This window comes from Thermodesulfobacterium sp. TA1 (assembly GCF_008630935.1).
Lineage (GTDB): Bacteria > Desulfobacterota > Thermodesulfobacteria > Thermodesulfobacteriales > Thermodesulfobacteriaceae > Thermodesulfobacterium.
Window position 1 is genome coordinate 232,987 of record NZ_CP043908.1, and the last position, 20,757, is coordinate 253,743.

Sequence of the window (20,757 nt, forward strand, 5' to 3'; positions counted from 1 at the left end):
ATAACCTCCTATATTTTCGAATTTTTTTCTTTTTATTATAACAAAGATTTTAAGAAAGCCAAAACTTATTTAACACTACAGTATATTTTAACCCTAAGATAACTATGATCTTTAACCTCTCCAAGGATTTCTTTTATTACCACCTTTTGTCCCAAGTCTAACCTTAAAGAACTTAAAGGGAATAAAACAGCACTACATCTTTCATTTTCAATCTTAACCATGATCCCTTCAGGTGAATATTTTAAGTTGGTTATGGTGCCACCAATAGGGGCTTTTATAATACAAGGAGGAGTTAGGCTTAAGGTATGTTCTCCTAAGTTTAGAGGTTTTTCAGAAATAGGGTTTATAGCTTGAGAATAAGTTTGGTTAGAAAGTAAAGAAATCCTTAAAAATTCGTTTTTTTTGGCGATTAAGGCTTGTTTTTCTTGATCTAATTTGATAATTTTTTTAATTAAGACCTTCTCTAAAAATCGATTTAAAGGGTAGTCTTTTTCAGAATGAGCAACCTTAGGATGATGGTTTTTGATAAAGAGGTTTAAGTAAGCCCTTAATATTTCTTTTTTAGCGTTTTCTATGTTCGTAAGGTTTTTATCTATTTCTTTTATATCATGTAAAGAGGCTAATAAACGATTAGTTTGTAAAGCCATAAAAATAAAAAAAAGAAAGCTTAAAAAGGTAAAAAAACTTTTATATTTCATAACTCCAATAGCTTATCCAAACACTTATAAGAGGGATTAAAAACACTAAGAAAATAAAATAGAGACACCAATATAGAGAATAATCAAAGAAATTTGTTAAAAGAGGAAGTCCTATAATATTACTTAAAGTAGTAATTGCTAAATAAAAAAGCACAGAAGACCCAAAAAAGCCTAAGATTAAAAGTAGAAACAAAAGGCCAAACCGTATAGCTTTCAAAGAAAAAGCCTTACCTCCTAAAAGAAGGATGACTTTATACTGTTGATAAAGCAGGTTGTTTAAAAAAGTATTTAAAAAGAAGATAAAACCTAAATAAACCATAATCCAGCTAATCCAAAGCCCCAATATCCCTGTTTTAAGGAAGAGGCTTAGTTTTAAAAAGTTAAGGTACTTAGGATTATAGATTTCTAAATTATGGTTTATTTGGGCTATTGGTTTTAGTCGGTTTGCAAGTTCTACATAGTTTGGCAAAGAGTTGGGGTAAAGTTTTATCAGAAAAGGTAGATTTTCCTTAAGCTCTTCTTCGGTAAAAAGGGTGGTTATTTCCTCAGGAAGAAACTTCTGAGAAGTTTTTAAAAATTTTTCTGGATCGATTATTTCAATTTTTCCTATCAGAGAAAAAAAATTGTTTTGCAATTCCTTAACAAAAATTTCTAACTGGTGTGGATCTTTGGAATAAAAAAAAACATCTAAACTTATCTTGTTTTTCCAAGAGTTTTCTAATAAAAATAGCCCAAAATACAAATGGATAAGGATTAAAGAAAAAAGATTCCAAAAAAAGAAAAATAAGGTAACAAAAATGTAGTAAAACAACCCTTTCTTAAATTCTAATTTGGTTAAAAGTTTATACATTTTCTACCAGCCTTCCCATTTCTAATCTGATGGTCCTGCCAGGGTTAAGTTGTAAAATAAGAGGGTCGTGGGTAGCAAGGATGATAGTTTTTCCTGCCTGTTGGTATTCTTTAAAGAGTTTTATAGTCTCTTTTACACTTTCAGGGTCAAGATTACCTGTAGGTTCATCGGCTATAAGCAGTTCTGGATCTCTAATTATAGCCCTTATTATACCTACTTTTTGCTGCTCCCCTCCAGAAAGTTCTTTAACCTTTTTAAAGGCTTTAGGGGCAAGGTTAAACCTTTCAAGATAGTTTAAGATATAAAGCTTAGGTTTAGGCACTTTTTTGGAACTTAGATATAATGAGATTTGTATGTTTTCAAAAACAGTAAGGTCTAGTATCAGCTTATAATCTTGGAAGATGATCCCCCAGTTACGTCTAAATTCAGAAAACTTTGAGCGATTAAGTTTAGAATAGGGTAAATTTTTATAAAAGATTTCGCCTTCAGTGGGTTTTTCTTCTCTATAAAGAAGTTTTAAAAGGGTGGTTTTGCCTGCGCCTGTTGGTCCGGTTAACAATAAAAATTCGCCTTCTTTGATGTTAAAGGTTGTTATATCTAAAGCTTTAAAATAAGGATTATAAATTTTGGTTATTCTTTCTAACCGAAAAAGATCCATAATTTTTGAGTATACCTAAAATTTTTTCTAAGGCAACAATAAAACCATCGTCTAATCATTATGATTTAACCGAATAAATTTTAATTTTAAAATGAAGATACCACATAATAATCTGTGTTTGGATTTTTGTTTTCTTTAAGAAGCATAGAGTTATAGTTTTCTCTCGTCCTCTTAAGGGTTTCAAGGAGAAGATCTATAGGGTGTACTTCAAACTCGATACCTTTTTGAGCCGCAACCTGGCAGCCTTCCTTTACGACTTCTGTAGCCAGAGTAAAAAGATGCTCGTTTTCCAGTATGTACCCGTTTTTAACATCTATGATAGCACCAATTGGATTTATCGCTGAGTTAACTATAGCTTTCTTCCACTTCCATCCAACTATGTTCTCGCTGATCTCTACCTCTAATCCGACTTTCATAAATAGGGAAGCGACTCTTTCGGCGAATTGCCTTTTCCCAGCAGATAGTTTCCGATTATCGTTATCCCCTTTCCAGCCCATCTAACAACTCCCCAACTTTCAAGGGCAGCTCCATTGGTAGTTATCCCACCAAGGATGTTTTTGGTGTATTTTAATGCCTCGTCCTTGGTTTCAAGCCCGTTTTGAATGCTTAATATCCAAGAGTTTTCGCCTATGCTTTCCTTTGCACACTCCAATGCGTGGGCTGTGGAATAGGACTTTGTTGCTAAAATTATCAAGTCTGGTGATTTGGGAGGAACTTCAGTAACAGCTTTGGGGTAAACTGTGAACTCTTCAACGCCAACAACTCTAAGGCCGTTGTTATTTATTGCTTTTATATGCTCTTCACGACCTATTAGCGTCACATCTTTACCTATTTTAGACAAAAGCGCTCCAAAAAGGGAACCTATAGAACCAGCACCAAGAATATAAATTTTCATCTTTGCTCACCTTCCGACAAACACCGTAACCATTTTAACACAACTTCCTTAAATATCTTGCAGTCATGGGGCTTGCGGTAATTAAACTGGATAAGGATGGAAATAATATTTTCGCTTAAGCGATACTTTCATAAAAAGTTTAAAAAACTAAAAAACCAAAGAAAAAAAGCAAAATTTAAAGTATTAATCGAAAATTTAGCGATAATTCAAATTTTTTATTCTTGACATAAAATTAAAGATAAATAAAATGTATTCTATACAAAAACTGTAGGGAGGGTACAATGGGCGAGGTAAAAAAGCATGATACACCAAAAGTAGACCAGCTTAAAACTGGTCCTTGGCCAAGTTTTGTGGATGACATTTATTCTTATGCAGAGAAGCACAAGAAACAAGCATGTTATGACATAATGGGTCAGATGGAGCTTTCTTACACCAACAGGGAGACCCATTGGAAACATGGTGGTATTGTGGGTGTGTTTGGTTATGGTGGTGGTGTTATTGGACGTTATTCTGACCAGCAGGAAAAATTTCCTGCAATTTGGGCATTTCATACCATCCGTGTTCATCATACTGCAGGAAAGTGGTATCATGTTTCAGCTTTAAGAAAGCTTTGTGATCTGTGGGATCATCGTGGAAGTGGTATTGTAAATTTTCATGGATCCACAGGAGATATTATTCTTTTAGGTACGGTTACTGACCAGCTTGAACCTATTTTCTTTGATTTGACCCATCAGCTTAATTGGGACCTTGGTGGTTCTGGTTCTAATTTGAGAAGTCCTGCTTGCTGTGTAGGTAAGTCTCGTTGTGAGTGGGCTTTGGTAGATGTTCAAGAATTAGATTATGAATTAACCATGGCTTTTCAGGATGAGTTGCATCGTCCTGCATTTCCATACAAGTTCAAGTTTAAATTTTCAGGTTGTCCTTTAGACTGTGTGGCTTCTGTGGCAAGAGCTGATATGTCTTTTATTGGTACATGGAGAGATGATATTAAAATAGACCAAGAAGCTGTAAGGGCTTATGTAAGGGGCGAGCTTAAGCCTAATGCTGGAGCCTTTTCTGATAGAGATTGGGGTCCTTTTGACATCAAGAAAGAGGTGATAGACCTTTGTCCAACTAAATGTATGTATTGGGATGAAAATGAGCAGAAGCTTTACATCAACAACAGTGAATGTAATAGATGTATGCATTGTATAGCCGTTATGCCAGAGGCTTTAAGGCCAGGAGATGATACTGGTATAGCTATATTGATTGGAGCTAAAGCTCCGATCTTAGAAGGAGCTCAGCTTTCTACCCTTATAGTTCCTTTTATGAAGGTTGAACCACCTTATGATGAGCTTAAAGATTTTATTTATAAGGCATGGGACTACTGGATGGAAAACGGAAAGAACCGTGAACGTATTGGTGAGCTTATTCAAAGGATAGGGTTGAATAAGTTTATTACCGATGTTCTTGGTCTTACTCCTATTCCGCAGCATGTAAGAGTACCTCGTGACAACCCATATATCTTCTGGAAAGAAGAAGAGGTTGAAGGTGGTTGGACTAGAGATGTGGCTGAGTTTAGAAAACGTCACCCCGCTTAATAATAGTTTGTAAAATGAAGGAAGACCAAAATATTTAAAAATAAAAGGAGGGTAAGATGGGAATTGAAAAATTTAAAGAGTTAGACCCAATTTATACAAAACCTTATGACCCAACATTGGCAGAAAAGTTATATAATCCTGAAAAACCTATGGAAAACAGAATTACTGATATAGGTCCTCCTTACTTCTGGCAGTTTATGCCTCCTGTTATTAAGAAAAATTTCGGCAAATGGGTTTCTCACGAAATCATTCAACCAGGTGTTTTAAAGTATAAATCTGAAACAGGGGATGTGGTTTATGTTGTTAGGTGTGGAACTCCTCGTTTAGAAACTACAGATTATATCAGAGAAATCTGTGAGATTGCTGAAAAATATTGTGATGGTTATGTCCGTTGGACTACTCGTAATAACGTAGAATTCCATGTAACAGATGAAGAAACTTTAAAGGCACTTATCGAGGATTTAAAAAACAGAAAACATCCTAATGGTTCTTATAAGTTCCCTATTGGTGGAACTGGAGCTGGTATTAGCAACATCGTTCATACTCAAGGTTGGATCCACTGCCATACTCCAGCCATAGATGCTTCTGGTGTAGTTAAGGCAATCATGGATGAACTTTTTGAATACTTTGGATCTCATAAGCTTCCTGCTAAGACCAAATTAGCTCTTGCTTGTTGTCTTAACATGTGTGGTGCTGTACACTGTTCTGACCTTGCTTTAGTTGGTATTCATAGAAAACCACCTTTGGTGGAAGATGAAAGGTTAGAGCACGTTTGTGAAATTCCTTTGGTTATCGCTTCTTGTCCTTTAGGTGCTATAAAACCTGCTACTGCTGAAGTTGACGGAAAGAAGAAGAAGACCGTAAGAATAAACGTGGATCGTTGTATGTTCTGTGGTAACTGCTATACGATGTGCCCAGCTTTACCTATTGCTGACGGCGAAGGAGACGGTATTACCATAGTGGTTGGTGGAAAGGTTTCTAACAGAATTTCTCCGCCTGAATTTTCTAGGGTAGTAATTCCTTATATACCTAATGAACCTCCTCGTTGGCCAACTACTGTTAAATGGCTTAAAAAGATTATTGAGGTTTATTCTCAGCATGCTAATAAGTATGAAAGGATTGGTAATTGGATTAATAGAATTGGTTGGGAAAGGTTCTTTGAATTAACTGGCATTCCATTTACTGAAAAATGTATTGACGATTATAGGCTTGCTTACAACACTTACAGAACATCTATGCACTTTAAGTTTACTAAACACGTAGATGAGGTGTTTAATGCTCCAGAAAACTATAAAGTAGAACTTTTTAAGTAAAAAATTCTTTAAAAGGGGTGTGTTATGGATAAAGAAGAATTGAAACAAAAAATAGTTCAGATAATGGAAGAAAAAGTAAAAAAAGGTGGAAAGACTAAAATCTATCTTAAAGATCTACAAAGAGAAATACCTGATGCCAACCCTCGTGAAATTAAAAACGCTGCTAATGAGTTGGTAAGAGAAGGAAAATTAGAGTACTTCTCTACCGGTAGTACGGTTATGTTTGGATTACCAGGAGTAGGAATGGGGTTGGAAGCAGGGGTAGAAAAGCCTGAAGAATAAGAAAATTGAAATCCCTTAGATAAAAAAGGGGGCTTTTAAAAGCCCCCTTTTTTATTTTTTTAATTTAGAAAATACTTTAGAAAAGATAAAAATTAATTTATAGAGCTTAATTTTAAGCTTTAGCAGAAGGTTCTTGGTCTTTAGCTTTTTCTTCCTTTTTAGTTTCTAATTTTTCTAAGTCTTCTTTGACGTCTGCAGACTTAAGGGCTTCTTTAAAAGACCTTATCCCTTTACCTAATCCTGCTCCAACTTCAGGTAATCGTTTGGCTCCGAACAAAATTAAAGCTAAAAAAAGAATTATGAAAAGCTCTTGACCCCCTAAACTTGGCAACATCAAAAAACCTCCTTTGTTTATCTAAGTGGTTTAAACATCCTAACTAAAATTATACCTATTTCATACAGCAGTGTCAAGGGTAGGGCTAAGATAATTTGATTAAAAGGGTCTCCTCCTCCGGTTAAAATGGCGCTTAAGAAAAAAGCAATGAGGATGGCATAGGGTCTAAATCTTTTAAATCCTTTATAATCTACTATTCCTAAACGGCTAAGAAGAACCATAAAAGAAGGTATTTGAAAGACCGCTCCTATTATTAAAAAAAAACGCAAACAAAAGTTGATATAATCTTTAAGAAAAGGTTTAAAGACTAAAAATTTTTCTCCAAAAGAATATAAAAATTTGAGGATAAACGGCAAGAAAAGAAAATAGGCTAAAAGGTCTCCCAAAATAAAGGCAAAAGAGGTTAAAAAAACCGCGGTTTTTACCCATTTTTGTTCATGAGGATAAAGCCCAGGTGCAATAAAGGACCAGATTTGATAAAAGATGTAAGGACTGCCTAAGATAAACCCAAAGATCATAGAAAGTTTTAGGTATGAAGTAAAGACCTCAGGAAAGGTACGAAAAAACACAGAAGTTTGTTGAGGGATAGCCTTCAACAAAGGACTTAACAGAAAATTTATGATGTAATCTGCTAAGAGGTAAGCAATCACAGAGGCTATAGCCCAACCAATAAAAGCCTTGATTATACATGACCTAAGCTCTAAAAGATGTTCGATTAATCCTAATTTTTTTTCTTCAGTCTCTTTAAGTTGATATTCCATTATTTTATTAAGTTTTTCATCGCTTGGGCGATGCTTTCAGGGTCTAAACCTGCATGTTTAAAAAGTTCTGCTGGTTTGCCTGAAGAACATATGGTTTTATGACCTAAAAGGATAAGATTTGCTTGTATTTTATTAATGCTCAAAAAGCTAGCTATTTTTGCTCCAAGCCCTGTTTCTACTAAATGATCCTCTACTACTAAAAGATTCTTAAGTTTGGAAGCTTCCCAAAGGTCTTGTTCTGGTAAGGGTCTTATAGAGGCTATGTTTAAAAGACTAACCTCAATGCTTTCAGAATGTAAAATTTCCCAGGCTTTTACTGCATAAGGAACCATCGTTCCGTAAGTGATGATAACCCCTTTGTCTCCACGCCTTATCCAGTCGCCTTTACCAGGAATAAAGGTATATTTTTCATCAAAATAAGGGGTTCCATCTTCTTTGGTAATTATAGGGAGTTTAGAACGTCCCATACCTACAAAGACATTATAAGGTTTATCTGCTATATACCTTATGATATGGTCTGTTTGATTAGGATCGGCAGGAAGATAGATTTCGAAATCATAAAGGTTTAACAATAGCCCTATATAATCTATACATTGATGGGTTGGTCCGTCTTCACCTACATCAGCTCCAAGATGGGTGGAAACTACTTTAAGAGCTGTACGGTTGATGCTATTTATTCTAAGTTGATTATAAACCTCATCTACAGCAAAAACACCAAAAGTAGAAAAAAATACCGAAAAACCTTCTTTAGAAAGAGCACCAGCTACAGAGGCGGTGTGGTGTTCTTGTACTCCTGATTCAAAAAAGGCCTGAGGAGACCATTTCTTAAAATCTGTCATCTTAACCGATCCTTCTAAGTCGCAGGTTAAACCTAAAATTTTAGGAATTCCTGTTTGAGGATTGTTTTCTTTAGCTAAGTTTAATAAAGCTTTACCATAAGCACTTCTACAGTCTGTTTTAACCTCCGGGGGATAAACCGTAGGTCCTGGGATTTTTAAGTCTATCGGTAAAGGTTCATGAGGTTGATGCTTAAAACTAACTTTCCAAGTTTTTCTTTTTTCTTTTAAGAAGTCAAGTTCTTCTGGGTCAAAACCTAATTCTTCTAAAGCCTTTTTGGCTAAATCGTCTGGTAGAGCCATTCCATGCCATTTAGGGTCGTTTTCCATAAAGGAAATACCTTTACCCATTACTGTATGAGCTATGATAGCGGTAGGATGTTCAGGATAGGGGACTTTTCTCTCGATAGCAGTTTTAAGTGCTTTAAAGATTTCTTTAAAGTTATGTCCGTCTATCTCTAAAACGTTCCATTTAGTGGCTTCTATTTCGGCTTTTAGATCTTGAGGCATTACATCAAAAATATTTCCTCCTATTTGTAGTTTATTGTAATCTATTAACGTGATAAGATTATCTAATTTAAATTTGACCGCCCATCTTCTAGCTTCTATTACTTGTCCTTTTTGTTGTTCTCCATCTCCCATAAAACAAAATACGCGATTAGATAATTCTTTGAGTTTCAAAGCTTTAGCCATCCCGCAGGCAGCTGAAAGTCCTTGTCCAAGGTTTCCTGTGTTCCATTCTACCCCTGGAACAGCCTGCTCTACATGTCCTGCAAAAGCAGACCCAGCTCGTCTAAATTCCATCAAAAATGGATCTTCAGGAAAAAATTGATACTCACAGAGGACACTGTAAACTCCAGGACTTATATGCCCATGACTTACTACTATCCTATCTCTATCAAGAGATCTTGGCTCTTGAGGGTTTACTTTAGCTATAGAGTAAACTACTAAAAGTAAGCTTAAAGAAGAAAGAGAACCTCCTGGATGTCCACATCCTGCAAGCGTAGTAGAAAGAATGATCCTTCTTGCACATCTTTTAAAAGCTTGTTCAAACCAATTTATTTGTTCTTCGGTAAGATTTTCTTGCTTTAAGTCAATTTTAAGCATTTTGACACCCCTAACGTAAAATTGATTTAACATTTATAACTTGAGAAAAAGAAAAATCAAGAGGAAAAAAACTAATTTTTAAACAGATTTTTTTTCTCGTCTGATAGCAATAACTCCAGTTCTTACTATTTCTTTAATTCCCATAGGTTTAAGTAATTCTATAACCGCTTCTAATTTATCTCTATCTCCTGTTACCTCTAATACATAAGTTTTAGGGCTTACATCTACTATTTTACAACGAAAGATTTCACATATCCTAAAGATTTCATCTCGGTTTTCTTTTTCAGCTTTTACTTTAATAAGAGCCATCTCCCTTTCTACATGATCTCCTTCTTCGGTTACATTAACTACCTTATAAACGTCTATAAGTCTGCGTAATTGTTTTATGATTTGTTCTAATATTTGGTCGTCTCCATGAGTTACTAAAGTGAGATGAGAAAGGGTAGGGTCTAAAGTTTCAGCTACGCAAAGACTATCTATGTTAAATCCTCTCCCGCTAAAAAGTCCTGCTATTCTGGCTAAAGCTCCGGGCGTGTTTTCTACTAAGACTGAAAGGGTATATCTTTTTTCTTGCATAAAAATCCCCCTTAATCGATGTTATAGTAGTATCATTTCTGTGGTAGCTTTTCCTGCAGGTACCATCGGGAAGACGCCTTCTTCTGGAGCTATATGTACATCAAGAATTACTAACGAGTTGGTTTGGAGGACCTTTTTTAAGGCTGGTTCTACTTCCTCAGGTCTGGTTATGCGCATACCTACTGCTCCATAAGCTTCTGCCAATTTAACAAAATCAGGAATAACCCCAAATTTAACCGAAGAATATCTTTTTCCATAAAAAAGTTCTTGCCATTGACGAACCATCCCCAAAAATCCATTGTTGAGAATGATGATCTTAATAGGAAGCTTCTGTTCTACAGCTGTTGCCAGTTCTTGAATGTTCATCTGGATGGAACCGTCTCCAGCTATATCTACTACTAATTTACCAGGATTACCCATTTGGGCTCCAATAGCTGCAGGAAACCCAAAACCCATGGTACCCAATCCACCAGAGGTTATCAGCGATCTAGGATGTTTAAATTTGTAAAAAAGGGCAGTCCACATTTGGTTTTGTCCTACTTCAGTAGCTACTATAGCCTCTCCTTTGGTGAGTTCATAAAGCTTTTCTATAACAAACTGAGGCTTTATGTAATCTCCTTCTTGTCGGTAGGTTAAAGGATATCTCCTTCTCCAAATATTTATCTGTTCCCACCAATCATTGAATCTTTCTCTCCAGTATTTATTTTCTTTTCCACCAAGTTTAATAAATTCTAATAAGCGTTTCAAAGCTTTTTTACAGTCAGCTACTATAGGAACATCAACTTTGACGTTTTTTTGTATAGAGCTTGGGTCTATGTCTATATGAATAATTTTTGCACTTGGAGCAAAGGAATCTACTTTGCCGGTTACACGGTCGTCAAACCTTACCCCAACGGCTAAAAGCACATCGCAGTTAGCTACCGCCATGTTAGCATAATAAGTACCATGCATTCCTAACATTCCTAAACTTTGCTCATGGTCTCCAGGGAAGGCACTTAATCCCATAAGGGTCATAACAACAGGTAAGTTCAACTTTTCTGCTAATTTTACAGCTTCTTCGTGAGCGTTGGCTGAAATTACGCCTCCTCCTAACATCAAAACCGGTCTTTCAGCCTTTTCTAAAAGTTGATAAGCTTTTTCTATTTGCTTAACATGAGGTTCATAGACAGGATTGTAGCTTCTTAATTTTATTTCTTCAGGATAATTAAATTCACCTTTTGTCTGCTGTATATCCTTTGGTATATCTACTAAAACGGGTCCAGGCCTGCCTGTTTTGGCTATGTAAAAGGCAGCTTTTATAGTATTAGGGAGATCTTCTATGCGTTTTACTAAAAAATTGTGTTTAGTTATAGGCCTGGTTATCCCGGTAATATCTACCTCTTGAAAGGCATCGTTCCCGATTAATCTCGTTGGAACCTGTCCGGTTAAAACAACTATCGGAATAGAATCCATGTAAGCAGTAGCAATCCCTGTAACTGTGTTGGTAGCACCAGGACCTGAGGTAACCAATACGACCCCTACTTTTCCTGTTGATCTAGCGTAACCATCGGCAGCATGAGTAGCTCCTTGTTCATGTCTTACTAACACATGTTTTATCTCTGGTGCCTTGTAAAGTTCGTCATATATGTCTAATATAGCCCCACCAGGATAACCAAAAAGAACCTCCACCCCTTCTCGTTTTAAGGCTTCTATCACCATTTTTGCACCAGTCATAACTTCACCCAAAGCAAACCCCCTTCTTCCATTTTTAGACTTTCAAAAAGTTTTTTATTATTAATTAAAAAGACAAAAATTTTTAGTCTATCTCTATCCCTTCATTAGTTTTTATAATTTTGTATATTTTTTCTTTAATATAAAGTTTTTCTCTTTTAAGTTCTTTTAACTTAATCTCTTCTTCGGGAGTAAGATAAGCTTTTTGAGAAAGTTCATCTACCTTATTTTCTAACTTCTGATGTTTCTCAAAAAGGTCGTTAATTTCTGGATACTTCTCAGCAAACCGTTTAACCAAATCCTTATTCATACTTCCTCCTCCTTTTTTAAAAAATAATATAAACATTTAATAAAAAACATGTTTTGTGAAAAATTTATCAAGTCTGATTTTTACATACTTTACTTTCTTGTTATTTTGGGTTGTTAGTCAAAGCCTTTAAAAGTTCAATAGGTAAAGGAAAGAGGATTGTGGAATTTTTTTCACTTGCAATCTCTGTAAGAGTTTGTAGGTATCTTAGCTGAAGGGTAATAGGGTTTTGTGCCATAATTTGGGCAGCCTCAAGTAAAGTTTTAGAAGCTTGATATTCACCGTCAGCACTGATTACTTTAGCCCTTCTTTCTCTCTCTGCCTCAGCTTGTTTAGCCATAGCCCTTTTCATTTCTTCTGGTAGGTCTATTTCTTTGATTTCTACTTTAGAAACTTTGACCCCCCAAGGTTCTGTGTCTGCATCAAGAATTTCTTGGATTTTAAGATTAAGTTTTTCCCTTTCTGCCAACACTTCGTCAAGTTCTGCCTGACCACAGATACTTCTTAAAGTAGTTTGGGCTAATTGACTGGTGGCATAATGGTAATCTTCTACCTGAAGAAAAGATTTTTCCGGGTCTAAGACCCTGTAATAGACTACTGCGCTTACTCTGATAGAAACGTTATCCTTAGTGATGACCTCTTGAGGTGGAACATCTAAAGTTACCGTTCTTAAATCTATTTTAACCATACGATCTATTACCGGAAGAAGGATGATTAATCCAGGGCCTTTGACTGCTAAAAATTTACCTAACCGAAGTACTACCGCTCGTTCATACTCATTAATTACCTTTACTGAGGCTTGCAGAAACAACAAAACTAAAATTACGATAAAAATTAGCGTAAAACTCATAATAAACCTCCTTATTTTGGATATAGAATTTTAAATAAAAAGTTAATTCTTGATAAGGTGAAGAAAAGTTTAGAAGACCACTTAAACAATTTGGGTTAACAAAACAAAAAGACACAAGGTAAAAATTTTTATTCATATTATATTTTCAAATTATTAACTAAAACCTTAAAAAGGTCAAGGGTAAAAGTTAATTCAGAAATCAGTTTAAATTTTAAGCTTAAACTGGATTTTATTTTGCTTGACAAAATAAAATTTTGGCATAAAGTTATAAAACTACATTTTTTAATTTTTAAAGGCAGGAGGCGGGAAATATGTCCTCAGTTTTAACCCCTCAGACTCCTTGGGTAAAAAAGGAAGAAGTAAAAAGAGATTGGTATTTGGTAGATGCCAAAGATAAGGTGCTTGGAAGGCTTGCAAGTAAAATAGCTATTCTTTTGCAGGGTAAAAACCGTCCTGATTATTCTCCCCATGTAGACCAGGCTGATTTTATAGTAATAATAAATGCCGCTCAGGTTAGGCTTACTGGAAAAAAGCTTGACCAAAAGGTTTATTGGCGTCATACAGGTTATATGGGTGGTTTAAAGTTAGAGACAGCCAGACAAGTTTTAGCTAAAGACCCTGCAAAACTTATTTTTCTTGCAGTTAAAAGAATGCTTCCTCGTAACAGGATGAGAAATAAGCTGCTTAAAAAACTTAAAATATATTCAGGGCCTAACCATCCTCATATATCACAAAACCCTAAACCGTTGGATTTTTAAGGAGGTATTAAAACATGGAAAGAATTTATGCTACAGGAAAAAGAAAAACCTCTATAGCTAGGGTTTGGATTTATCCAGGTACGGGTCAGATTGTTGTAAATGACAAACCTTATAATGAATATTTTTATGACCATATAGTAGCGGAAGATGTTTTGTTCGCTCCGTTTAAAATTACCAACCTTTTAGGCAAGTTTGACGTAAAGTGTACGGTAGAAGGTGGAGGTAAGTCTGCTCAGGCTGAGGCTATAAGACATGGGATAGCCCGTGCTTTGGTCCTTTATTCTGCTGACTTGAAACCTATATTGAAAAAGGCTGGTTTTATCACCCGCGATCCACGTGAGAAAGAAAGAAAGAAGTACGGATTAAGAGGAGCCAGAAGGGGTCAACAGTACTCCAAACGTTAAGGTTATTTTTGGGGGCTATCTTCTGTTAGCCCCCTTTAAATTTTATATTATCCTAAAAATCATCTATGATAAAAGCTGCAATAATAGGAGCCACTGGTTATACAGGTCTCGAACTTTTAAGGTTAGCAGAAAATCATCCTGAGTTAAAAATCGAGGTTATTACCTCTCGAGAAAAGCAAGGTAAGTCTTTAGCAGAAGTTTATCATTGGAAAGGTAAATATAAAGACCTTATCTTTGAAGAGCCTGTAGTGGATAAAATAGCTCCTAAGGTAGAGGTAGCTTTTTTGTGTGTGCCTGCAGGTAAGGCTCAAGAATTAGCCTATCAGTTTCTAAAGTATAAAGTAAAGGTTATAGATTTTTCAGCTGACTTTAGGTTTAAGTCTATTTCTCTCTTTGAAGACACCTATAAGCTTACCTATCTTTATCCAGAGCTTAACGAAAAAGCTGTTTATGGGCTTTGTGAAATTTTTACTGAAGACATCAAAAAAGCTGATTTGATAGCTAATCCAGGATGTTATCCTACTTCTATCCTTTTGCCTTTGATACCTTTGGTTAAAGAAAGACTTATAGATATAGATTTTATCATTGCAGATTCAAAAAGTGGGGTTTCAGGAGCAGGGAGAAAGGCAGATCTTTATTACAGTTTTTGTGAAGTAAACGACGATTTTAAGGCCTATAAAATCGCTTCTCACAGACATAATCCTGAGATAGAAGAAAAGCTTTCTCTATTTGCAGAGAAGGAGATAAAGGTCGTTTTTACTCCACATCTTTTACCGATAAACCGTGGAATTTTTTCTACCATTTATTTAAGGTCTAAACATCCTCTTAAGGTTTTGCGCGATTGTTTGGAGAATTTTTATCAAAAAAGGCCTTTTGTATCCATATGTGCTGAGGGGATAATTCCTACGATCAAAGAGGTTAGAGGAACCAACCTTTGCAAAATAGGGCTTTTTGAAGATAAAAAAAGAGGTTTCGTAGTAATAGTTTCAGTGATAGATAATTTAATTAAAGGGGCAAGTGGTCAGGCTTTACAAAATTTTAATCTTATGTTTGGTCTTCCCGAAGAGATGGGATTATCTTTTTCTCCTTTTTTTGTTTAAAAAAGATGTCTGAGATCAATATAAGAAACATTCGGTTATTTATAGCTTATGATGGGACAAATTATTTAGGATGGCAGATTCAACCTAAAGGACCTACGGTCCAAGGAGTTATTCAAGAAATTTTATCTAAAATTCTTGGTCATAAGGTAACCTTAAAGGCTTCTGGTAGAACTGATGCTGGGGTACATGCTCTTTGTCAGGTTGCTCATTTTTTAACTACTTCAAATAGACCTTTAGAGGTGATTTTCAGGGCTTTAAATAGTCTTTTACCTCAAGACATTTCGGTATGGAAAATAGAGGAGGTGGATTTTAAGTTTCATGCCCAAAAACATGCCCGGAAAAAAACCTATGTTTATCAGATATATAATTATCCTGTAAGAAATCCTCTTTTAAGGCTTTATTCTTGGTGGGTGCCAGAGCCTTTAAATTTAGAAGATATGAAAGCCTGCTTGCCTTTTATCATCGGAGAAAAAGATTTTGCCAGCTTTAGAAAGGCTGGGACAGACATTAAGACCACGGTAAGGACTATATATCAAGCTACTTTAGAAAGAGATTCTCAAAATCCTAATTTGATCCTTTTTACGATAGAAGGTCGAGGGTTTATGCGGTATATGGTGAGGAACATCGTTGGAGCCTTGGTTGAAGTAGGAAAAGGGAGGCTTACGGTAGAGGATTTTGAAAACATCCTTAAGGCCAGAGATCGAAAGATAGCCCCTCCTCCAGCACCTCCACAAGGTTTGTTTTTAAAAAAGGTTGAATATCTTGACATTCAAGTTTTAGAGAGTTATCCTCCTTTTGAGGTGAAAATTTAAACAGTTTAAGGGGTTAATCATGAAAGCGGTCGAGAAAAGACGTTATACTTTAGAAACTGAAGTAGAAATAAAGTTAGATTTAAATGGAGAGTGGTTAGAGGAAAACATTATTAACACTGGGATAGGGTTTTTAGACCATATGCTTGAGCTTTTTGCCTATCATTCAGGTATTAAGCTCCAGATAGAAGCAAGAGGAGACCTTGAGGTAGATTATCATCATACGGTAGAAGATATAGGTATTACCTTAGGTGAGGCTTTAGAAGAGGCTTTAGAAGATAGGAGAGGTATGGCGCGTTATGGAGAAGCTACCATTCCTATGGAAGAGGCTTTAACCCAAGTAGTGATAGACCTTGCTAAAAGACCTTGTTTTATTTTTTTGGTCTCTTTTCCCACTGAAAAAATCGGAGGTTTTGATACAGAACTTATCGAGGAGTTTTTAAGGGCTTTAGCGATGAACGGAAAGTTTACCCTTCATGTAAGAAATTTTTATGGTAAAAACTCTCATCATATTGCCGAAAGTATATTTAAAGCTTTAGCCCACGCTTTTAAGAAGGCTTTAAGTCCTGTTTCTCAAGAAGTATTTTCCACTAAGGGTATCCTCTAAGTTAGAAGACCTCGTTCTTTAAGAAAGCTTTTCCAGCTTTTAGGAATTAAGGGAGAAGAAATATTTATAGTCTTTTCTACGATAGGATAGGTTAGGGCAGTTCTTAAGGTATTTTTAGAGGCTGGATAGGGTATTATCAAAACAAGATAAAAGAAGGTTATAAAAAGAGAGGCCTTAACAAGGCCTAACAAACCTCCTAAAATCCTGTCTGCTAATGTAAGATGCATTTTTCCCAAAAGAGTTACTAAAAGGAAGCCACCTAAAACAAAGCTAAAATAGATCATAGCGAAGGCAAGGATAAAACTTAAGACAGGAAGGACCTTAGGGTTAGTAGTGGTTAGGCTGCCAACAAAAGGTGCAATCTTTATAGAAAACCATCCTGAGTAAAGAAAGGCAACCACCATACCTAAAAGGGAAGCTATGGTTCTTACAAATCCAGATAAAAAACCTCTTATCGTAAAATAACTTAAAATAGCTAAGGCAAAATAGTCAAACCATATCATTTTATTCTAACCACCAAAAGGTTTCAGTTTTAGTATCCTTTAGAAGGATACCTTTTTCTTGTAATTCTGTTCTTATGCGGTCTGCTTTTTCAAAATTTTTCTCCTTTCTTGCTTGTTCTCTTTCTCTTATTAGTTTCTCAACCTCTTCTAAGGTTATTCCTACTGATTTAAGTTTCCTTTCCCTTTCGTTTTTCCAAAAAGAAAGAGGGTCTGTGTAAAAAAGGCCTAACAACTTAAAAGCTTCATCTCTTAGGTTTTTAGCTATAGTTTTAACTAAAAGTTCTTCTTCTGAGGTAAGCTGTGGGGTTTTACTGACAAAATTGTAAAGTTCTCTTTCTAACCCAAATAAATAACCTAAGGCCATGGCTGTATTTAGGTCGTCTAAGAGTGCGGAGAAAAATTTGTTTTTGAACTCTTGATAAGCTTTTTCTAAGCGTCTAGCTTTTTCTGAAAGAAGGCCTTCTTTTAAGCTTTGGGCTTTTTCAGCCCAGTATAAGGTTTCATAAAATCCATAGACTGCCTTTTCCATATTCTTAAGGCTTTCTTCAGAATAGTCTAAAGGACTTCGGTAATGCATAGAAAGAAGGAAGGTTTTGATCACCTCAGGATGGAAACGTTCGAAAAGCCAATCCATCGTTACAAAATTCCCCAAACTTTTAGACATTTTTTCTCCGTTAATGGTTATCAACCCGTGATGGACGAAGTACCTAACAAAAGGTTTTCCGGTAGTTCCTTCGCTTTGTGCTATTTCGTTTTCATGATGAGGAAAGATAAGGTCAAGTCCACCTCCATGGAGGTCTATCGTTTCTCCTAAGTATTTTAGGGCCATTGCAGAACACTCTATATGCCATCCAGGACGTCCTAATCCCCAAGGACTTTCCCAAAAAGGTTCTCCTGGTTTAGCTGCCTTCCATAAAGCAAAGTCTAAAGGATGTTCCTTTTTTTCTGAAACCTCAATCCTTACTCCGGCAAGCAGTTCGTCGATTTTCCTTCCTGAAAGTTTTCCATAATAAGGAAATTTTTCTACTCTAAAATAGACATCCCCATTGCTCTGATAAGCCAGACCTTTTTCTATCAATCTTTGGATAAGATAAATGATTTCTGGAATATGTTCTGAAGCTTTAGGGGTATAGGTGGGTTTTAATAGGTTTAAGCTTTCTATTGCTTTCTCATACTCTTTTACATATTTTTCTACTAAGTCTTTCCAGAAGATCCCTTCCCGATTAGAGCGGTTGATAATTTTATCATCTATATCGGTAATGTTTCTTACATAGATTACCTCATAACCCAAGGCTTCTAATACTCGATAAAGAACATCAAAAACCACCGCAGACCTTATATGTCCTAAATGAGGTGAATCATAGGCGGTGATACCGCATACATACATCGTAACCTTAGGTGGGTTTAAGGGGACAAATTCTTCTAATTTTTTGGTAAGGGTGTTATAAAGTTTTAAAGTAGGTTTTTCCATCTCAATTCTCCCAAAGTTTATCAAAGATTTGGTAGGCATAGGTTTTAAAATCAGAATCCCATTTAAAAACAGGAAAAGTTTTTAGTTCATACTCAAGCAGGTCTTGTTCTTCTGGTAAAAATCCCAAAAGGTTTAGATTTTTAGCTTTTGTGGTTTTTTTTACCAAATCTATAAACTTATCTTCTAAACTGGTTGGAGCTTTATTTACCAACAACCAAGATTTTTTCACCTCAACCTTTAAAGCTTTTACTAATTCCCAAATCCTTTCTGCGGTAACTATCCCTCGGGGATTAGGGTCAGATACGATAATAAGATGGTCCATCTGAGTAAGATTTAATCGAGAAATATGTTCCATACCTGCTTCGTTATCGATAATCACATAAGGATAGTTTTGGAATAATCTAGTTAAAGCCTGAGAAAGAAAAGAATGGATAGGACAATAACAGCCTGCAGTTTCAGGATAACCCATCACCAATAAGTCAAAACCTTCTTTTTCTACTAAAATTTCGTTTACTTTTATCTCTACAAATTCATATCGTGACATGAAATCAGGTACCTTTTGGGCAAGGACTTCTTCTCTTATTTCGCTTAAGGTTTTAACTTCTTTAATCCCTAAAAGTTCGTTAAGGTTATAGTTAGGGTCTGCGTCTACGGCTAAAATAGGTGTGTATTGTTTTTCTATCAAATAGTTTATTAACAAAGCACTTACCGTAGTTTTCCCTGTTCCACCTTTACCTACTAAGGAAATTTTGACAGACATGTTATTTTTTTCTTTTATCTAAGAAAAGTTTATAGGTATAGGAATCTATCAAAGCTTGGCAGCTTGCTTCTAAAATATCTGTTGACACTCCTACAGTGCCCCATTTTCTATCTTTGCTTTTAGAAAGGATAAAAACCCTTACTTTAGAAGAGGTACCTGGAAGCCCTGGCAATACCCTTACTTTATAGTCTTCGAGCTCCATTTCTTTGATTTGAGGATAAAATCTTTCTAAAGCCTTTCTCAAGGCATTGTCTAAGGCATTAACCGGACCATTACCTAAGGCTGCGGTGTGTTCTACTTCTCCAACTCCTGGAGGTACCCTTACAATAACCGTAGCTTCAGATTGAGCTCCTTCTTTGTTAGATTTAAAATCAAACACCTTGTAGCTTAAAAGCTCAAAATATTGTTTAGGTTCACCCATCAGACGATAGATTAAAAGTTCTAAGCTTGCCTCTGCAGCCTCAAACTCAAACCCTTCTGCTTCAAGCTTCTTGATTTCCTCAACTATCTTGCTTAAAAGTGGGCTATCTAATTCTAAATCGATGCCTAATTCTTTAGCTTTATATATGATGTTGCTTTTTCCTGAAAGTTCTGAAACTAAAACCCTTCTGGTATTACCTACTAAGACTGGGTCTATATGTTCATAGGTAGACGGAGATTTTAGCACTGCAGAAACATGGACCCCTCCTTTATGAGCAAAGGCAGAGCGACCTACAAAAGGAAGCCTGGAAGGATGAGAAAGATTAGCCATTTCAAAAACATATTTTGAGACCTCGGTAAGTTTATAAAGCACCTCAGCAGAGCTACAGGTATAACCCATTTTAAGGACTAAGTTAGGTATGATAGAACAGAGATTAGCGTTGCCACACCTTTCTCCTATCCCGTTTATCGTGCCTTGAACCTGGGTAGCCCCTAATCTTACCGCTTCTAAACTGTTGGCTACGGCACATTCAGAATCATTATGGGCATGTATTCCAAAAACTAAATTTTCTCCCAGCTCTTCTTTTACTTTTTTAATGATTTCTGCAAGCTCATAAGGTAAGGTGCCACCGTTGGTGTCACAGAGGATCAAACAATCTGCCCCGGCTTCTTTGGCTTTTTTAAGGGTAGCTAAGGCATACTGAGGGTCTGCTTTAAACCCATCAAAGAAATGTTCTGCATCGTAAAAAACCTTTTCTACATGAGGCTTTAAATATCGGATAGAATTGGCAATAAGTTCTAAATTTTGTTCTAAAGAAATTTTAAGAGCCTCTTTTACGTGGATGGTCCAGGATTTACCAAAGATGGTAACCACAGGCACTTTAACCTGTAAAAGCTGTTTGAATATCTCATCTGTTTCAGGAGATTTTTTAGGATGATAGGTGCTTCCAAAAGCAACTATTTTGGCATGTTTAAGATGGTAGTCTTTTATTTCCTTAAAAAATTGAAAATCTTTAGGGTTAGAACCAGGCCATCCGCCTTCGATGTAATCTATTTTAAACTCATCCAGTTTAAGAACTATTCTTATTTTATCTTCTAAAGAAAAATTAATCTCTTCAGCTTGACTACCATCTCTTAAGGTGGTATCGTATATTTCAATCCTTTTCAT

At 35.8% G+C, this 20,757-nt stretch carries 24 protein-coding genes; 8 read left to right on the forward strand and 16 right to left on the reverse strand.

The window, feature by feature from the left end; genetic code table 11:
* Positions 1–65: 65 nt before the first annotated feature.
* The 5 genes from F1847_RS01190 to F1847_RS09270 all read right to left on the reverse strand — a co-directional run bounded on the left by F1847_RS01190 (position 66) and on the right by F1847_RS09270 (position 3,101).
* The gene (locus F1847_RS01190) at positions 66–698 is read right to left on the reverse strand and encodes a hypothetical protein (RefSeq protein WP_150071291.1); all 633 of its coding nucleotides are present in this window, start codon (positions 696–698) and stop codon (positions 66–68) included.
* Positions 688–1,548 carry a hypothetical protein gene (locus F1847_RS01195; protein ID WP_150071292.1) on the reverse strand — a complete coding sequence of 287 codons (861 nt, stop codon included), beginning with the start codon at positions 1,546–1,548 and terminating at the stop codon, positions 688–690. Before F1847_RS01195 ends, F1847_RS01190 begins: the two co-directional genes overlap by 11 nt.
* Complete coding sequence (locus F1847_RS01200; RefSeq protein WP_150071293.1) at positions 1,541–2,206, reverse strand: cell division ATP-binding protein FtsE; 666 nt, start codon at positions 2,204–2,206, stop codon at positions 1,541–1,543. The genes F1847_RS01195 and F1847_RS01200 overlap by 8 nt, the downstream gene beginning before the upstream one ends.
* A gap of 86 nt (positions 2,207–2,292) precedes the next feature.
* Positions 2,293–2,622 (reverse strand): ketopantoate reductase C-terminal domain-containing protein, encoded by a 330-nt coding sequence (locus F1847_RS09265; RefSeq protein WP_206202412.1) that lies wholly within the window; start codon positions 2,620–2,622, stop codon positions 2,293–2,295.
* Positions 2,619–3,101 (reverse strand): 2-dehydropantoate 2-reductase N-terminal domain-containing protein, encoded by a 483-nt coding sequence (locus tag F1847_RS09270; RefSeq protein WP_206202413.1) that lies wholly within the window; start codon positions 3,099–3,101, stop codon positions 2,619–2,621. Before F1847_RS09270 ends, F1847_RS09265 begins: the two co-directional genes overlap by 4 nt.
* A 281-nt stretch (positions 3,102–3,382) precedes the next feature.
* On the opposite strand from F1847_RS09270, the gene dsrA reads away from it, so the two are divergent.
* The 3 genes from dsrA to F1847_RS01220 all read left to right on the forward strand — a co-directional run bounded on the left by dsrA (position 3,383) and on the right by F1847_RS01220 (position 6,276).
* The gene (dsrA, locus tag F1847_RS01210) at positions 3,383–4,681 is read left to right on the forward strand and encodes a dissimilatory-type sulfite reductase subunit alpha (protein WP_150071294.1); all 1,299 of its coding nucleotides are present in this window, start codon (positions 3,383–3,385) and stop codon (positions 4,679–4,681) included.
* 149 nt (positions 4,682–4,830) lie between these two features.
* Positions 4,831–5,994 carry a dissimilatory-type sulfite reductase subunit beta gene (gene dsrB, locus F1847_RS01215; RefSeq protein WP_370516783.1) on the forward strand — a complete coding sequence of 388 codons (1,164 nt, stop codon included), beginning with the start codon at positions 4,831–4,833 and terminating at the stop codon, positions 5,992–5,994.
* Positions 5,995–6,018: 24 nt separating this feature from the next.
* Positions 6,019–6,276: a dissimilatory sulfite reductase D family protein gene (locus F1847_RS01220; protein ID WP_150071296.1), complete on the forward strand. Its 258-nt coding sequence runs from the start codon at positions 6,019–6,021 to the stop codon at positions 6,274–6,276.
* Between the two features lie 112 nt (positions 6,277–6,388).
* Here F1847_RS01220 and F1847_RS01225 read toward each other — a convergent pair whose 3' ends face one another.
* The 7 genes from F1847_RS01225 to F1847_RS01255 all read right to left on the reverse strand — a co-directional run bounded on the left by F1847_RS01225 (position 6,389) and on the right by F1847_RS01255 (position 12,757).
* The gene (locus tag F1847_RS01225; protein ID WP_150071297.1) at positions 6,389–6,610 is read right to left on the reverse strand and encodes a twin-arginine translocase TatA/TatE family subunit; all 222 of its coding nucleotides are present in this window, start codon (positions 6,608–6,610) and stop codon (positions 6,389–6,391) included.
* Positions 6,611–6,627: 17 nt separating this feature from the next.
* A complete protein-coding gene (tatC, locus tag F1847_RS01230; protein WP_150071298.1) occupies positions 6,628–7,371 on the reverse strand; it encodes a twin-arginine translocase subunit TatC in 744 nt (247 codons plus the stop codon).
* Positions 7,371–9,314, reverse strand: coding sequence for a transketolase (locus F1847_RS01235; protein ID WP_150071299.1), 1,944 nt, complete (start codon positions 9,312–9,314; stop codon positions 7,371–7,373). The genes tatC and F1847_RS01235 overlap by 1 nt, the downstream gene beginning before the upstream one ends.
* 78 nt (positions 9,315–9,392) lie before the next feature.
* Positions 9,393–9,890 carry an acetolactate synthase small subunit gene (ilvN, locus tag F1847_RS01240; protein ID WP_150071300.1) on the reverse strand — a complete coding sequence of 166 codons (498 nt, stop codon included), beginning with the start codon at positions 9,888–9,890 and terminating at the stop codon, positions 9,393–9,395.
* Between the two features lie 21 nt (positions 9,891–9,911).
* Complete coding sequence (gene ilvB, locus F1847_RS01245; RefSeq protein WP_150072742.1) at positions 9,912–11,603, reverse strand: biosynthetic-type acetolactate synthase large subunit; 1,692 nt, start codon at positions 11,601–11,603, stop codon at positions 9,912–9,914.
* Between the two features lie 82 nt (positions 11,604–11,685).
* Complete coding sequence (locus tag F1847_RS01250; protein ID WP_168194232.1) at positions 11,686–11,910, reverse strand: DUF465 domain-containing protein; 225 nt, start codon at positions 11,908–11,910, stop codon at positions 11,686–11,688.
* Positions 11,911–12,010: 100 nt separating this feature from the next.
* Positions 12,011–12,757 (reverse strand): slipin family protein, encoded by a 747-nt coding sequence (locus F1847_RS01255; protein ID WP_150071302.1) that lies wholly within the window; start codon positions 12,755–12,757, stop codon positions 12,011–12,013.
* A 311-nt stretch (positions 12,758–13,068) separates the two neighbouring features.
* Between F1847_RS01255 and rplM the strand changes: the two genes are divergently transcribed.
* The 5 genes from rplM (at position 13,069) to hisB (ending at position 16,435) form a co-directional block, all read left to right on the forward strand.
* Positions 13,069–13,515 carry a 50S ribosomal protein L13 gene (gene rplM, locus F1847_RS01260; protein ID WP_150071303.1) on the forward strand — a complete coding sequence of 149 codons (447 nt, stop codon included), beginning with the start codon at positions 13,069–13,071 and terminating at the stop codon, positions 13,513–13,515.
* 14 nt (positions 13,516–13,529) lie between these two features.
* Positions 13,530–13,919, forward strand: a complete 390-nt coding sequence (gene rpsI / locus F1847_RS01265; protein WP_150071304.1) for a 30S ribosomal protein S9 — start codon at positions 13,530–13,532, stop codon at positions 13,917–13,919.
* Between the two features lie 65 nt (positions 13,920–13,984).
* On the forward strand, positions 13,985–15,019 hold the full coding sequence (gene argC / locus F1847_RS01270; RefSeq protein ID WP_150071305.1) for an N-acetyl-gamma-glutamyl-phosphate reductase: 1,035 nt from the start codon (positions 13,985–13,987) through the stop codon (positions 15,017–15,019).
* Between the two features lie 5 nt (positions 15,020–15,024).
* Positions 15,025–15,831 carry a tRNA pseudouridine(38-40) synthase TruA gene (truA, locus tag F1847_RS01275; RefSeq protein WP_150071306.1) on the forward strand — a complete coding sequence of 269 codons (807 nt, stop codon included), beginning with the start codon at positions 15,025–15,027 and terminating at the stop codon, positions 15,829–15,831.
* 19 nt (positions 15,832–15,850) lie between these two features.
* Entirely contained in the window at positions 15,851–16,435 is a 585-nt protein-coding gene (gene hisB, locus F1847_RS01280) for an imidazoleglycerol-phosphate dehydratase HisB (RefSeq protein WP_150071307.1), read from the forward strand.
* Here the strand turns inward: hisB and F1847_RS01285 are convergent.
* From F1847_RS01285 to cimA, 4 genes are read right to left on the reverse strand one after another with little or no spacing between them, the layout of a single operon-like run.
* The gene (locus F1847_RS01285) at positions 16,432–16,938 is read right to left on the reverse strand and encodes a CvpA family protein (RefSeq protein ID WP_150071308.1); all 507 of its coding nucleotides are present in this window, start codon (positions 16,936–16,938) and stop codon (positions 16,432–16,434) included. The genes hisB and F1847_RS01285 overlap by 4 nt on opposite strands.
* Before the next feature lies 1 nt (position 16,939).
* A complete protein-coding gene (gene cysS / locus F1847_RS01290) occupies positions 16,940–18,409 on the reverse strand; it encodes a cysteine--tRNA ligase (protein WP_150071309.1) in 1,470 nt (489 codons plus the stop codon).
* Position 18,410: 1 nt separating this feature from the next.
* The gene (locus F1847_RS01295; protein WP_150071310.1) at positions 18,411–19,169 is read right to left on the reverse strand and encodes an AAA family ATPase; all 759 of its coding nucleotides are present in this window, start codon (positions 19,167–19,169) and stop codon (positions 18,411–18,413) included.
* 1 nt (position 19,170) lies between these two features.
* The gene (cimA, locus tag F1847_RS01300; RefSeq protein WP_150071311.1) at positions 19,171–20,757 is read right to left on the reverse strand and encodes a citramalate synthase; all 1,587 of its coding nucleotides are present in this window, start codon (positions 20,755–20,757) and stop codon (positions 19,171–19,173) included.

What these genes read in the sequence shown, in the direction of transcription:
- F1847_RS01190 (WP_150071291.1), bottom strand. Translation starts at nt 698, where the DNA reads ATGAAATATAAAAGTTTTTTTACCTTTTTAAGCTTTCTTTTTTTTATT.
- F1847_RS01195 (WP_150071292.1), bottom strand. Translation starts at nt 1,548, where the DNA reads ATGTATAAACTTTTAACCAAATTAGAATTTAAGAAAGGGTTGTTTTAC.
- F1847_RS01200 (WP_150071293.1), bottom strand. Translation starts at nt 2,206, where the DNA reads ATGGATCTTTTTCGGTTAGAAAGAATAACCAAAATTTATAATCCTTAT.
- F1847_RS09265 (WP_206202412.1), bottom strand. Translation starts at nt 2,622, where the DNA reads ATGAAAGTCGGATTAGAGGTAGAGATCAGCGAGAACATAGTTGGATGG.
- F1847_RS09270 (WP_206202413.1), bottom strand. Translation starts at nt 3,101, where the DNA reads ATGAAAATTTATATTCTTGGTGCTGGTTCTATAGGTTCCCTTTTTGGA.
- dsrA (WP_150071294.1), top strand. Translation starts at nt 3,383, where the DNA reads ATGGGCGAGGTAAAAAAGCATGATACACCAAAAGTAGACCAGCTTAAA.
- dsrB (WP_370516783.1), top strand. Translation starts at nt 4,831, where the DNA reads ATGGAAAACAGAATTACTGATATAGGTCCTCCTTACTTCTGGCAGTTT.
- F1847_RS01220 (WP_150071296.1), top strand. Translation starts at nt 6,019, where the DNA reads ATGGATAAAGAAGAATTGAAACAAAAAATAGTTCAGATAATGGAAGAA.
- F1847_RS01225 (WP_150071297.1), bottom strand. Translation starts at nt 6,610, where the DNA reads ATGTTGCCAAGTTTAGGGGGTCAAGAGCTTTTCATAATTCTTTTTTTA.
- tatC (WP_150071298.1), bottom strand. Translation starts at nt 7,371, where the DNA reads ATGGAATATCAACTTAAAGAGACTGAAGAAAAAAAATTAGGATTAATC.
- F1847_RS01235 (WP_150071299.1), bottom strand. Translation starts at nt 9,314, where the DNA reads ATGCTTAAAATTGACTTAAAGCAAGAAAATCTTACCGAAGAACAAATA.
- ilvN (WP_150071300.1), bottom strand. Translation starts at nt 9,890, where the DNA reads ATGCAAGAAAAAAGATATACCCTTTCAGTCTTAGTAGAAAACACGCCC.
- ilvB (WP_150072742.1), bottom strand. Translation starts at nt 11,603, where the DNA reads ATGACTGGTGCAAAAATGGTGATAGAAGCCTTAAAACGAGAAGGGGTG.
- F1847_RS01250 (WP_168194232.1), bottom strand. Translation starts at nt 11,910, where the DNA reads ATGAATAAGGATTTGGTTAAACGGTTTGCTGAGAAGTATCCAGAAATT.
- F1847_RS01255 (WP_150071302.1), bottom strand. Translation starts at nt 12,757, where the DNA reads ATGAGTTTTACGCTAATTTTTATCGTAATTTTAGTTTTGTTGTTTCTG.
- rplM (WP_150071303.1), top strand. Translation starts at nt 13,069, where the DNA reads ATGTCCTCAGTTTTAACCCCTCAGACTCCTTGGGTAAAAAAGGAAGAA.
- rpsI (WP_150071304.1), top strand. Translation starts at nt 13,530, where the DNA reads ATGGAAAGAATTTATGCTACAGGAAAAAGAAAAACCTCTATAGCTAGG.
- argC (WP_150071305.1), top strand. Translation starts at nt 13,985, where the DNA reads ATGATAAAAGCTGCAATAATAGGAGCCACTGGTTATACAGGTCTCGAA.
- truA (WP_150071306.1), top strand. Translation starts at nt 15,025, where the DNA reads ATGTCTGAGATCAATATAAGAAACATTCGGTTATTTATAGCTTATGAT.
- hisB (WP_150071307.1), top strand. Translation starts at nt 15,851, where the DNA reads ATGAAAGCGGTCGAGAAAAGACGTTATACTTTAGAAACTGAAGTAGAA.
- F1847_RS01285 (WP_150071308.1), bottom strand. Translation starts at nt 16,938, where the DNA reads ATGATATGGTTTGACTATTTTGCCTTAGCTATTTTAAGTTATTTTACG.
- cysS (WP_150071309.1), bottom strand. Translation starts at nt 18,409, where the DNA reads ATGGAAAAACCTACTTTAAAACTTTATAACACCCTTACCAAAAAATTA.
- F1847_RS01295 (WP_150071310.1), bottom strand. Translation starts at nt 19,169, where the DNA reads ATGTCTGTCAAAATTTCCTTAGTAGGTAAAGGTGGAACAGGGAAAACT.
- cimA (WP_150071311.1), bottom strand. Translation starts at nt 20,757, where the DNA reads ATGAAAAGGATTGAAATATACGATACCACCTTAAGAGATGGTAGTCAA.